Source organism: Streptomyces sp. NPDC058773 (genome assembly GCF_042746015.1).
Classification (GTDB): Bacteria; Actinomycetota; Actinomycetes; order Streptomycetales; family Streptomycetaceae; genus Streptomyces.
The window spans coordinates 1-12,096 of the sequence record NZ_JBHYPE010000011.1; the positions used below are offsets into that span (position 1 = coordinate 1).

The 12,096-nt window shown below is 71.5% G+C and carries 10 protein-coding genes; 2 read left to right on the plus strand and 8 right to left on the minus strand.

Annotation, left to right across the window (positions count from 1 at the left end; genetic code table 11):
• Window positions 1-100: 100 nt before the first annotated feature.
• From ACFW5B_RS12315 to ACFW5B_RS12345, 7 genes are all read right to left on the minus strand, one after another.
• On the minus strand, window positions 101-241 hold the full coding sequence (locus ACFW5B_RS12315; protein WP_386437311.1) for a hypothetical protein: 141 nt from the start codon (window positions 239-241) through the stop codon (window positions 101-103).
• A gap of 202 nt (window positions 242-443) precedes the next feature.
• Window positions 444-1,472: a UDP-N-acetylmuramate dehydrogenase gene (locus ACFW5B_RS12320; protein WP_386437314.1), complete on the minus strand. Its 1,029-nt coding sequence runs from the start codon at window positions 1,470-1,472 to the stop codon at window positions 444-446.
• Between the two features lie 193 nt (window positions 1,473-1,665).
• Window positions 1,666-2,973 carry a hypothetical protein gene (locus ACFW5B_RS12325; protein WP_386437317.1) on the minus strand — a complete coding sequence of 436 codons (1,308 nt, stop codon included), beginning with the start codon at window positions 2,971-2,973 and terminating at the stop codon, window positions 1,666-1,668.
• A 293-nt stretch (window positions 2,974-3,266) separates the two neighbouring features.
• Entirely contained in the window at window positions 3,267-4,553 is a 1,287-nt protein-coding gene (locus ACFW5B_RS12330) for an MFS transporter (RefSeq protein ID WP_386437320.1), read from the minus strand.
• Window positions 4,554-4,833: 280 nt separating this feature from the next.
• On the minus strand, window positions 4,834-5,847 hold the full coding sequence (locus tag ACFW5B_RS12335; protein WP_386437323.1) for an NAD(P)-dependent oxidoreductase: 1,014 nt from the start codon (window positions 5,845-5,847) through the stop codon (window positions 4,834-4,836).
• The gene (locus ACFW5B_RS12340) at window positions 5,844-7,013 is read right to left on the minus strand and encodes a lactate 2-monooxygenase (protein WP_386437325.1); all 1,170 of its coding nucleotides are present in this window, start codon (window positions 7,011-7,013) and stop codon (window positions 5,844-5,846) included. Before ACFW5B_RS12340 ends, ACFW5B_RS12335 begins: the two co-directional genes overlap by 4 nt.
• A gap of 832 nt (window positions 7,014-7,845) precedes the next feature.
• A complete protein-coding gene (locus tag ACFW5B_RS12345; protein ID WP_386437328.1) occupies window positions 7,846-8,307 on the minus strand; it encodes a MarR family winged helix-turn-helix transcriptional regulator in 462 nt (153 codons plus the stop codon).
• A 91-nt stretch (window positions 8,308-8,398) separates the two neighbouring features.
• On the opposite strand from ACFW5B_RS12345, the gene ACFW5B_RS12350 reads away from it, so the two are divergent.
• A complete protein-coding gene (locus ACFW5B_RS12350; protein WP_386437330.1) occupies window positions 8,399-9,247 on the plus strand; it encodes an SDR family oxidoreductase in 849 nt (282 codons plus the stop codon).
• A 51-nt stretch (window positions 9,248-9,298) separates the two neighbouring features.
• Here ACFW5B_RS12350 and ACFW5B_RS12355 read toward each other — a convergent pair whose 3' ends face one another.
• Window positions 9,299-10,186 (minus strand): phenylalanine 4-monooxygenase, encoded by an 888-nt coding sequence (locus ACFW5B_RS12355; RefSeq protein WP_386437333.1) that lies wholly within the window; start codon window positions 10,184-10,186, stop codon window positions 9,299-9,301.
• A 766-nt stretch (window positions 10,187-10,952) separates the two neighbouring features.
• Here ACFW5B_RS12355 and ACFW5B_RS12360 point away from each other — a divergent pair.
• Complete coding sequence (locus tag ACFW5B_RS12360; RefSeq protein ID WP_386437336.1) at window positions 10,953-12,032, plus strand: sugar ABC transporter substrate-binding protein; 1,080 nt, start codon at window positions 10,953-10,955, stop codon at window positions 12,030-12,032.
• The last annotated feature ends 64 nt before the right edge of the window (window positions 12,033-12,096 follow it).

The window sequence follows — 12,096 nt, forward strand, 5'->3', positions numbered from 1 at the left end:
CGCCTCCGGCGGCGGCCCCGCCCCCCGCCGCCCCGGGGCCGGGGGGGGGGGGGGGGGGGGCGGGGGGCCCCGCCCCCCCCCCCCCCCCCGCACCCGTGTCTCAGCAGCTCCAGGAGGTGGGCGTGCAGACCTGCGTCATGAGCTTGGAACCCTGCGCCTTCACGGCGGTCGTGGCCGATTCCGTGCTTTCCATGTCCAGATCGAGGTCGAATTCGTCCAGGTTGATGGTGACGTTCTCCATGGTCCCCTCCAAAGAAAGATATTTTAATTCCGGAGTATTTCCGGTCGTTGCGGAGATATCCCGCAACCGTCCGGTATTCCATCCGAGGCCGTGAGACGCGTCAAGAGCATTTGGCTGTGATCAAAACCCAACGCCCCTGCTCCGAGCCGGAGTTCACCCCCGGCGCGCTTCGGCCGAACGTTCGCGGAGACGGTGCGCCGGCTCAGAGGAAATCAAGTTCGGAGGTGAGCCGGACGCCCGTGCGGCGCAGTACCTCCTGGCGTACGAGGTCGATCGCGCGGGTGAAACCGGTTGCGGTCGCCCCTTCCTCGGCGACCAGGGTGTAGTGCAGCGAGGAAATGCGCACACCCGTGACAATCGGCGTGCACAGCTCGAAACCGGCCTGCCGGATGAGCCAGCTCGCACTGACCCGGGTCGAGCCGTCGGGGAAGTGGTTCACCGGCGCGTTCCGCGCCCGCAGGCGCTCGGCCTGTGCGGCGGTGATCTCGGGGCTGAGGAACACACTCCCCACCGATCTGTCGTCGGTGCCGCTGCAGCCCAGCACCATGCCCTTGCTCCGCCGGACGGCAAGCACCGCCTGGGCCGCCTCGTCCAGGGGCACCCGGCTCCCGACCGGGACATCGAGCGTGGCGGCGACCGTCCGGTAGTTGACCGGCGCGCTCAGCTCGGACCGGCGCAGCGCGAAGACCAGGCTCAGCAGGGTCCACCGGCGGGAGTGCTTGAAGACACTGGTGCGGTGCCCCAGCCCGCAGGCCGCGCCGTCCAGGGTGACCATCCGGCCCGACTCCCAGTCCCACGCGGTCACTTCCACCAGGCAGTCGGCGGTCTCCTGACCGTAGGCGCCGACGTTCTGGACCGGTGTGGCGCCGGTCGTCCCGGGGATGCCCACGAGCATCTCCATGCCGGTGAGGCCCTCCGCGATGGTGGTGTCGACCAGATCGCCGAGGGGGTGACCGGCCTGGACCTCGACCAGCACCCGGCCCTCGGCGGTGCGGCCGGTCATCCGGATGCCCTTGGTGCTCATCCGCAGTACGGCGCCCGCACATCCGGCGTCGCCGACCACCACATTGCTTCCCTCGCCGAGACACACCGGCCGGCCGGGGCGGTTCCCGGCCAGCGCGACGAACTCGGGGAAGTCCGCCGGGTCGAACAGCTCGAAGAGGACCGCCGCCGGCCCGCCGAGGCCCAGCGTCGTCAGCGGGGCAAGCGGTACCTCATGAGTGACTCGCATATGTTCCTGTTCTCCTGGATGCCGTTCCGTGTCGAGTGTCGTGTCCTGGTGCGCGGGGCGCCTGGGGCGGGTGCCGCCCTCAGTGTGTGCCGGGCAGGAGGCCCGCCCGCGCCGCCGGGCCGGCGGCGGGGGCCGAGTCCCTGCTGACGTCAGCCGAACGGCGTGGCGCACGCCGGGACTTGATGACCACGCCTCAGCACGCGGCCCCCGCCCGGCCCGTGGCCAGCAGACCGTCGGCCCGTTGCACGATGTCGCGCGCCACCGCACTGTCGTACCGCACGAACCGCCGCCGCAGCGCCGTCAGCCGCGCCCGGGCGCGCTGTGAGCTGACGTTCTCGGCCAGCGCCAGCGCGTCCGTGGCGGCCTCCGCGGCACCGTCGAGCTCGCGGCGCGCCAGCCGCGCCTCGGCCAGCGAGGCGCTGTGCAGCAGCAGGTTGCGCGGCTGGCCGCCCCGGAGCAGTTCGATCCCGCGGGTGAGATGCTCCTCCGCCCGCTCCGGGCGCCCCAGCTCCAGCCAGGCCCGGCCGGCGTCGGCCACCATGACCGCGGGGCTGAGCCAGTACGCCCAGAGCGGCTCGGCCGCGGGACCGCCCGCCCCGCTCAGCGCCGCGGCGTCGTCCAGGGCCCGCTGACAGGCCGCCTCGTCGCCGAGTGCGGCGTGCGCCCTGGCCTCGCGGGTGGCCAGCAGGGCGTGGCCGATGCCCATGTCCTCCTGCGCCGACCCCTTGCGCGCGATCCGGATCAGCCGCAGGGCCTCCTCCGCCCGTCCGGCCCAGCCGGCCCGGTAGCTCATACAGGAGATGATGTACGCGGCGAGCGGCCGGTCACCGGCCGCCCGTGCGGCGCCCAGCGCGGCCAGGAAACGCGAGCTGCTCAGCTCGTCCATCCCCTGATCGGCCGTCAACCAGGCGGTGAGCTGCCCCAGTTCGGCGAGGATGCGGTGCAGCTGCCGTCCGGTCGCGGCGTCGTAGGAGTACTTGGCGGCCAGCTTCTCCGTCCACTGGAGGTCCTGCAGCGCCCAGTCCAGGACGAGCCCGCTGCTGCCGCTGTCGTCCAGCCGGCGCAGCTGCTGGATGCGGGCGGTCAGCACCTCGATGGCGACCTCGGGGATCTCGTCGCCTCCCAGCCGCGAGGGCGGCGGCAGCGCTTCGTCGGCCACCAGCCAGTCCACCGACGCGGTCAGCGGCTCCTGGCCGGCCGGACGCCGGACGGGGGCCGTACGGCGCCGCTGCGCGGGGATGCCCTGGTGCGGCGGGGCCGCGGACGGGAAGTGCTCGGGCCACAGCGCCTCGACCCCGATCGGCTCACCGAGCTGATCGGACAGGATGGTGGCGACGATGTGCGGCAGCCGGCGCCGCGGGCAGGCGCCCTTCAGCCAGTTGTATGGCGCCTTGCTGCTGATGGTGCCGTTGCCGCAGCGCTTGTTGATCTCGCGGGCCAGCCGCTCCGGTGGCCAGGATAATCGCGCCAGGCAGGTCGCTAATACGGACGTGTCGTTCATCGGCGGAGAACCTCGGCCGCGGCGGCGCGCGATGCGGAAGAAGCTGACGGAGGGGCGTCCGGGGCGTGGCCGTCCGACTTCGGCGACCGCCCGGGGCGCTGCGCGGCCGGACCGGACCGGAGTGGAAACGGGCCGACGGTGTGCATAGCCGCTTCCCACGCCCCCCTGCCGATCAACTGCCCAGCCATCCTAGGGATTCCCTGGAGCGGAGTGCCGAATCTGTGATGACTGACACAGATCTTGCGTCCGGTGTGCAACTGCGCCGGACGGGCACGAGGCGACACCTCCGCGCCTCAGACCCGGTGCAGTTGCCGGACCGGGCCCGCGTCCTGCACCTGCACCCGGCGCAGCACCCGCCAGTACAGCGCGATCCCCACCGCCAGCACGGCCACCGCGAACAGGAAGGGCGCGTCGAACGACCCGCTCACCTGCGCCAGCCAGCCGGTGAGCAGTACGCCGCCCGCGGTGGCCGCCGTATTGAGGAAGTTCATCAGCCCGCTGACCGCGCCCACGGTTCCCGGCGGGGCGAGCAGTCCGGGCAGCCCCCAGGCGACGGGCGCGGCGATGGCCAGCCCCGCCAGTGAGACGGACATCCAGCAGACCGCGACGGTGGGTGATCCGGCGCTCCCGGCGGCGCCGATCGTGCCGCCCAGCGCCAGCCCGCCGGTCAGTACCGTGCGGCGGACCGCCCACGGGTCGCGGCCCCGGCGGATCAGCCGGTCCACCAGCCAGCCCCCGACGGCGAGTTCGGCGACCGTCGCCACCGCCCACGGGACCATCGAGTAGAAACCGGACTGCAACAGCCGCACCTGGAACTGCCGCTGCAGGAACTCGGGCATCCAGGTCAGCACGATGTTGATGGTGTAGCCGTAGCAGGCGAAACCGCAGGCCACGACCCAGACCCTGGGGGAGCGCAGGGCGGTGCGGAACCGCTGCCGCCCGCCCCGGTCGGTGTCCCGTGCCCCGCCTCGGAGGATGAACTCCCGCTCCGCCGGCCGCAGTGAGCGGTACCCGGACGGGTCGCGGTAGCCCCACCACCACACGGCGGTGAACAGCAGGCTGACCACTGCGCAGAACAGGAACCCGGCCCGCCAGCCCCACTCGCTCATCACGAACGCCAGCACCGGGAAGGCCACCATGTTGGCCAGCTTGGTGGCGCCGTCGAACAGGGCCGTCGCCATACCGCGCTCACCGACCGGGAACCACGCCGCGGTCGCCTTGGAGGCCCCGACCATCGACGGCCCCTCCGCCACCCCGAGCAGCAGCCGCGCCAGGATGAGGGGGCCGACCCCGCCGGCCACCGCCGTGAGCAGACTCGCACCGGCCCATAACGCCGAGGCGATACGGGTGAGCCGCGAGACGCCCAGGAGGTCCACCAGCAGCCCGGCGGGTAACTGCACCAGGCAGTACGACCAGGTGAACGCCGAGAGCACCACGCCGAGTTGTTGCAGGTCCAGCCCGAAGTCGTCGGCGATGGAGGAACTCGCCACCGATATCGCCGTGCGGTCGAGGAAGTTGATGACGAGGCCGCCGGCGAGCAGGCCGCCGATCGCCCAACGGGTGCGTCCACGGGGATTCACGTGCGTGCGTCAGCCTTTCCTGGTGAGGCGCTTTCCGCACCCCCGGCCGTCCGTCGGGCGTGGGGAGTGAGCGGAGCCGATGCCGGGCGGACGCTACTCCTGTTGCTCAGGGGGCGGGCCGCCGGGAGTGTCGAGAAATGGCGGTGGCGCGCCAGGAACGCGCCACCGCACCGCGCCGCCCGGGTGTGCGGGCCCGTCGGCCGGCCCCGGACAATGGCCGAAATTCAGAAAGGCGTCCCGCACCCGGCACCCGCAACTACTGCCCCCGCGGCCCGGTCCGCTACGCCACGACGTCCCGCAGCGGTTTGCCCTCCAGCCGGTCGATGACGTTCTGCACGGCCGCCAGGGCGATGCGCACCAGAGTCTCCCGGGTGACGCCCGCGACATGCGGGGAGAGCACCACATTCGGGGCCTTGAGCAGGCGCAGTGCCGCCGTCGGCGGTTCGGGGTCGAAGACATCGATCCCCGCCCCCGCGAGGGTGCCCGCCGCCAGGGCGTCCGCCAGGGCGTCCTGGTCGATGAGGGCGCCACGGGCGGTGTTGATCACGAACGCGGTGGGCCTGAGGAGCGCGAGCCGCCCGGCGTCGAGGAGGTGGCGGGTCCGGTCGGTGAGCGGGGCGTGCAGGGTGACGTAGTCGGAGGTGCGCAGCAGCTCGTCGAGGCTCAGGTACCGGGCGCCGCCGAGACGGGACTCGGTCTCCGGTGGGGCGGGCTTCGGTCCCGTGTAGACGACGGTCATGTCGAACGCGACGGCGCGGCGGGCGACTTCCTCGCCGATGTGACCCAGGCCGATGATGCCGAGGGTCTTGCCGGACAGTTCGGTCAGGGACTGCTGGAGCCGCGGCAGCGCCCAGTCCGCCTCGACCAGGGCGGTGTGGGCCGGGACCAGCTGCTTGGCGAGGGCCAGCATCAGGGCGAAGGTCTGCTCCGCCACATTCTGCTTCTCCGCGCCGCTGGAGCCGATGTTGCAGACCGGGACGCCCCGCTCGCGGGCCGCTTCCAGGTCGACGTAGTCGAAGCCGTGGCTGGCGCACTGGACCAGCTCCAGCCGCGGTGCGGCGGCGAGATGGGCGGCGGTGACCGGGCCCAGGCCGGTGATCAGGAAGTGCGCTTCCCGCAGCGCCGCCGGGTCCTCGTCGGCCGATTCGACGACGGTGACCCGGGCCCGGCCGGGGAACAGGCCGGCCAGCGCGGCTCCGGCGGTACGGCCACCGACATGCGGCGAGACGACGGCGAGCACGTTCTTCACGGGCTGTGGCTCCGGGGTGGAGTCCGAGTGTGGCGCGGTGGTCATACGGATTCCTCGATCAGGTCGTCGGCGGACAGGGTGGCGGGGCGGGAGTGCCCGGACAGCGCGAGGGTGAGGTCGAACTCGGCGAGCAGACAGCGCAGTACGTGCTCGACACCCGCCTGCCCGTCGAGGCCGAGCCCGTACGCGTAAGGCCGACCCACCAGCACCGACTTCGCGCCCAGGGCGAGCGCCTTGACGATGTCGTCGCCGGTGCGGATACCGCTGTCGAAGAGCACGGTGAGCCGGTCGGCGGCGGCCTCGACGACCCGGGGCAGCGCATCGGCGGCGGCGACGGAGCCCGCCACCTGGCGGCCACCGTGGTTGGAGACGACCACCCCGTCCACTCCGGCGTCGGCGGCCCGCAGCGCGTCGTCCGGGTGCAGGATGCCCTTGAGCACGATCGGACCGTCCCAGTTCTCCCGCAGGAACGCCAGGTCCGGCCAGGTCTTGGCGGGGTCGGCGAACATCCCCACGAAGTGCCTGACCGCCGCGTTCGGGTCCTCGTGGACCGGCTTGGCGAGCCCGGCCAGGAACGCGGGGTCGCTGAAGTAGTTGGCGGTGCCCACCCCGTGCAGGAACGGCAGATAGGCCTGATCGAGATCGCGCGGGCGCCAGGCGAGGAGCGGGGTGTCGAGGGTGACGAAGAGCGCGGTGTAGCCGGCCGCCTTCGCCCGGTTCAAAAAGCTCCGGGTGACCTCGCGGTCCTTCGCCCAGTACAGCTGGAACCACCGCTCCCCGTCGCCCATCGCCTCGGCGACCTGCTCCATGGGTGTGCTGGAGGCGGAGGACAGGATGTACGGCACGCCCTGCGCCGCGGCGGCGCGGGCGGCGGCGGACTCGGCGTCCGGGTGCATGATCGACAGCACTCCGACCGGTGCGAGCGCGAGCGGCGCGGGCAGCGTCCGGCCCCACAGCTCCACGGACAGCTCGCGGTCGTGCACATCACGGAGCATCCGCGGGACGATCCGCCGCCGGTCCAGCGCGGCCCGGTTGGCGTCGGCCGTGCTGCCGGTGCCCGCGCTGCCCGCCACATAGCCGACCGGACCGGGCCCGAGCCGCTGCTCGGCGAGCCGTTCCAGCCGGGTCAGATCCGTCGGCAGCCGCGGTACGGCGCCCGTCATACCGTGGAGATAGATCTCGTACTGGAAGTCCGCCCAGTGCTTCGCCATCCGTCGTCCCGCCTCTCGTCGCCGATACCGCGTGCTCCCCGCGATCCTGGCGACAGTGACAAGACCCGTCCACCGCGCTGCGCACAACACGCGGGTGGAATCATCACCCTGTGACAGAGGAACGGGAGCGCGTCAGGCAGCAACTGATCGCCGATCCACGGGTCGTCGCGAGGACCGTCGCCGCGGTGCGCGCGGAGGTCCCGGCCTACGCCGCGCTCGACGACAGCCGGCTGCACGAGGTCCGTGCCATCGCCGCCTGGGCGCTGGACCGGCTGCTCCGCCTCTGGGTCACCGACGGCGCGCTCACCCCCGCCGACCTCCGGCGGCTCCGCGGGATCGCCGCGGCGCGGGCCACGGACGGCCGCCCGGTGCAGGCGGTGCTGCGGGCCTACCGGGTCGCGGCGACCGCCCTGACGGACGAGATCGCGGCCGTCACGCCCCCGCCGTCCGCCGCGGACGCCATCGCGCTCACCCGTATGGCACTGACCACCCTCGACACCCTCGCCGAGGAGATGGCCACGGCGTACACCGCCACGAGCGAGAACCTCGCCGGGGACCGCGACCGGGCGCTGCGGCTGCTCCTCGACGACCTGATCACCGGCCGGCACGCCTCCCTCGGGGCGCTGACCGACCGCGCCGCCCGGCTGGGCATCCAACTCCCCGATGTCTACTGCCTGTTGGTGGCGGAGCCCATCGATGCGGCCGGTCCCGCCGTGACCCCTGGCAGCGTCTCACCCTGGACATCGCCCGCACCATCGCCCACTGAGCGGGCCGGCGGCGCCCCGGTGCCGGAGAACACGGGAAGCGTCACCCGGCCCCAACTCCCACCCTTTCAGCCGTCCTTGTTGGCCTTGAGCTTCCGCCACACCGCGCCCAGCGCTTCGAGATCCTCCTGGTCGAGCAGGTCGGTGAACACCGGCGCCAGGCAGGCCCGCCGGGTGGCGTCGGCCTCTTCGAAGAGCCGGCGGCCCTCCGGGGTGAGGGACACCTCGACGGAGCGGGCGTCGCGGGCCGAGGGGGTGCGGGTGACCAGGCCGCGGCTGCTGAGCGCGTCGACGACGCGGGAGACCTGGCTGCGGCTGAGCATGGTGCTGTTGCCGAGGACGGAGGCCGGCACCGGCTCCGGGCTGGAAGCGAGCCAGAGCATCACCTCGAACCAGGAGACCGGCAGGTCGTGGGCCTTGCTCAGGGCACGGTCGACGCGTTCGGTGAGGACGGTTCCGGCCCAGACCAGGCCGTAGAAGGCGTGATCGGCCACGGGCATCTCGGCCTGGGTGAGCTTCCTGTTCGCCATGCGGCCAGGTTACCGGTTGCGTGTGCGCACACATAATGTTTATGGTGTGTGTACACGCACTTAATCAGCTCGCACGGCCGAAAGGTTCGCCATGTCTTCCCCCTCGTCCAAGGTTGTTCTGATCACCGGTACCTCCTCCGGCATCGGCCTGGCCGCCGCGGTCGCCGCGGCACAGGCCGGCTGGCGGGTAGTGGCGACGCTGCGCGACACCGGCCGCTCCGGCGCGCTGCGCAAGGCCGCCGAGGAAGCGGGGGTGGAGCTCGACGTCCGGCAGCTGGACGTCGTCGACGAGGGCTCCGTCGCCGCCGCCGTCGACGGGGTGATCGCCGAGTACGGCCGCCTCGACGCCGTGATCAACAACGCCGGTGCCGGGCACCTCGGCACCCTGGAGAACGAGAGCGTGGCCGCGGTGCGCGGCGTGATGGAGGTGAACTTCTTCGGCGTGCTCCATGTCTCGAAGGCGGCACTGCCGCATCTGCGGGCCACCGGTGGCCGTCTGATCACCGTCACCAGCGTCGGCGGGGTCATCGGGCAGCCCTTCAACGAGGCGTACTGCGCGGCCAAGTTCGCCGTCGAGGGGTACATGGAGAGCCTGGCGCCGGTGGCGGCCCGGCTCGGGGTGTCGGTGTCCGTGGTCGAGCCCGGCGCCGTGGCGACCGAGTTCGTCAGCAATGTCGGCGTCGACCCACAGGCCGAGGTGGCCGCCGCGGGCCCGTACGCGGACGCGCTGCAGGCGTACCTGGACCGCACCCTCGCGCAGTTCAGCGGCAACGCGCAGACCCCGGCCGAGGTCGCCGGCACCGTGCTGGAGGCGCTCACCGCGGACCGGCCCGCGTTCCGCCTCCAGACGTCGGACTGGGCGCGCGAGTTCACCGGCGTCAAGCTCACCGACCTGGACGGCTCGGCGGTGCTCGGCCTCACTGGCGGCTGGGTCGGCTGACCCGGCGGGCGGGCCCCGTGGCGCGCACCGGACCGACCTGAAAGACGGGCGCTACACCCAGTCGTGCGACAGCGCCGGGACGCGCATCCGGTGCGCGCTCTCGTCGTCGAAGTCCGCGCAGAAGGCGCCGAGAACGTCTTCGAGATGCTCCAGTGAGCGGGCGGCGTACAGGACGGGCTGGTAGCCGGAGATGCGGTACGGCGTGGCGGCCGCGGCGCGGGGGTCCAGCGGGCGGATCGTCCGCAGCTCGTGGGCGCCGATCTCGCCGTACGACGACAGCAGGGCGGCGCCGAAGGCCTTCGGGGTCCCGGCCTCGGTGATCAGTCCGTATTCGAGGGTGAACCAGTAGACGCGGCTGAGGATGTCGAGGGCCTCGTCGGTCCCGGCCCGGTTGGCGGCCTGCCCGATGAGCCGGTACAGCCGGGCCAGGCGCGCGCACGACAGATGGACGCCGTGCCCGAAGACGTCGTGCAGGACATCGGGTTCGGGCGCGTACAGCGGGACGGCCGGGTGGCGGACGAACTGCACGGCGTGGAAGTAGCCGTGCTCCATCGCCCCCAGGAACCGTTCGTTGGGCACCACCCCGCCGGCCAGGGTGAAGGCGAATCCCGTCCGGGCGGTGAGGGCGGCGCTGACCTCCGAGTGCTGCGGGATCCGGTCGGCGCGGATGCCCGCGTCCTCCCCGGCGTCCAGGACCGCACGGCACGCATGGGCGCGGTGCGCCGGGCCGAGGGCCTGGTGCAGGGCCCGCCAGGTGCGGTGCTCGTCCTCGGTGTACTCGACGGCCGGGTAGGGCGCGCCCACCCGATGTCCCTCGGCCCGTGCGGCCAGCGCGTCGCGGCGGCGCCGGTAGGCCGGGTCGCTGCGGCCGGGGTGCTGGTCCGGGGCTCCCGGCCGGCCGTCGGCGGAGACGGGGGTGTACTGCCGGGCAGTGCTCATGTCGGTCACCTGGTTCGGCACCCGGGGGTCGAGCGGGCTCCGCCCGCCGCGTCCCGGGGGAGTGGTGGGTCGCCCGGTTCCAGGATCTCACCGAACCGGCCCGACGGCCGGGTGGCGGGCCGCCGCGGTATCCGCGGCTGTCGGGCCCCTGTGCCCGCCCCGCCCGAAGAATCGGCAGCGGAAAAACCAGCTGAAGAGATTCCGGGGGAATTCCCATTGCCGTTGCCGGAATTGGCGATGGAAGCGGGATCGGGAAATGCTCCGTGATGGCTCGTGGCCGGGCGGCGGAGTGCGGCGTATCGGCAGTCCCGGCGGTGCGGAACGGCGTCGGACCGGCGCTGTGGCCACGGCGGAAAGCTGTGCGCAGCATCTACATTCCTTCCTTTCCTGCTGTTCGGTACGAAAGGGGGAAGTGCGCGGCCGTGGCGTCGGCGATCTCGCGGTCCTTCCCGGTCGTGCAACTCCGTTCAGGCGCTGGGTGGTTGGTGGTTCAACGGGTGGCCGAGGGGGAGGTGTTACCTCGCGTTACACTTCGGGAACCGGGCCGGGTGTGACCGGCTCGAAAACGGAACGTTCCGGAGTGATACGGAACGAATTGAACTTTTCGGTACTGTCCGGAACGCCCGGCGGATGACGGTGGTTCAGAGGGTCAACTCACAGCTCACTTTCATATCGTTGTGACTTTGATTCTTGACGGTAGGGCGGCGGATGACGTTCACTTCAGCCGTTCTGGGCCGGTCAGGCGGCCCCTTTGGAGGTACCGGAAATGAATGCAATAATGCGGCGTGCCCTCACCGGCGCGATGGCACTTTCACTCGCTGCACCCTTGGCGGCCTGTGGAAGCGATCAACAGGATGCCGGTGCCGGCAAGGACTCCATAGGTCTGCTCCTCCCGGAGAACAAAGCGGACCGCTATGAGAAGTTCGACCGCCGCATCATTTCGTCGCGTGTTGCCTCGCTCTGCCTCGAATGCAAAGTTGACTACCACAACGCCGAGCAGCAGGTCACCAATCAGAAGAGACAGTTCGATGCTCTGGTGAAGAAGGGCGTCAAGGTCATCATTCTGGACCCGGTCGACGCCGCGGCGGCCAAGGGCTGGGTGGACTCCGCCGCCAAAAAGGGCGTCAAGGTCATCGCGTACGACCGGCTCGCCGAGGGCGATGTCGCGGCCTATGTCTCCTACGACAACGAGAAGATCGGCCGGCTCCAGGCACAGGGCATTCTCGCCGCCCTCGGTTCCCAGGCGGCCACCTCCGATGTCGTCATGATGAACGGTTCACCGACCGACCCGAATGCGCCGTCCTACAAGAAGGGCGCGCACGAGGTGCTCGACGGCAAGGTGCATAAGATCGTCTTCGAGAAGAGCATCCCCGACTGGTCCGCTGCGCTGGCCAAGAAGGAGATGTCCGATCTCATCGACGCGCAGGGCGCGGAGGGCTTCGACGCGGTCTACTCGGCCAACGACGGTATGGCGGGCGGCATCGCCGAGGCGCTCAAGTCGGCCGGTATCAAGAATGTGCCGGTCGGCGGCCAGGACGCCGAACTCCCCGCACTGCAGCGGGTGGTAGCCGGCACCCAGACCTTCACCATTTACAAGGAAGTCCGGCCGGAGGCCGAAACCGCCGCCGAAATCGCCTTCCGTCTGCTGCGCGGCAAGAGCATCAAGTCCCTGACGACGACCACCGCCGACAGCAAGAGCAAGTCCGGTATCCCGGCCCAGCTGTTCAAGGCCCAGCTCGTCACCAAGAAGAATCTGAAGGACACCGTGGTGCGCGACGGAGTCGTCCGGACCGACCTGCTCTGCGAGGGCTTCACCAGCGCCTGCAAGGGCGTCGGCCTGGAGTGACCACCACTCAGTCAAGCGCCGTATAGGGCGAGAGGCGCCCGTCGGTGGCCGGTGAGGACGCACC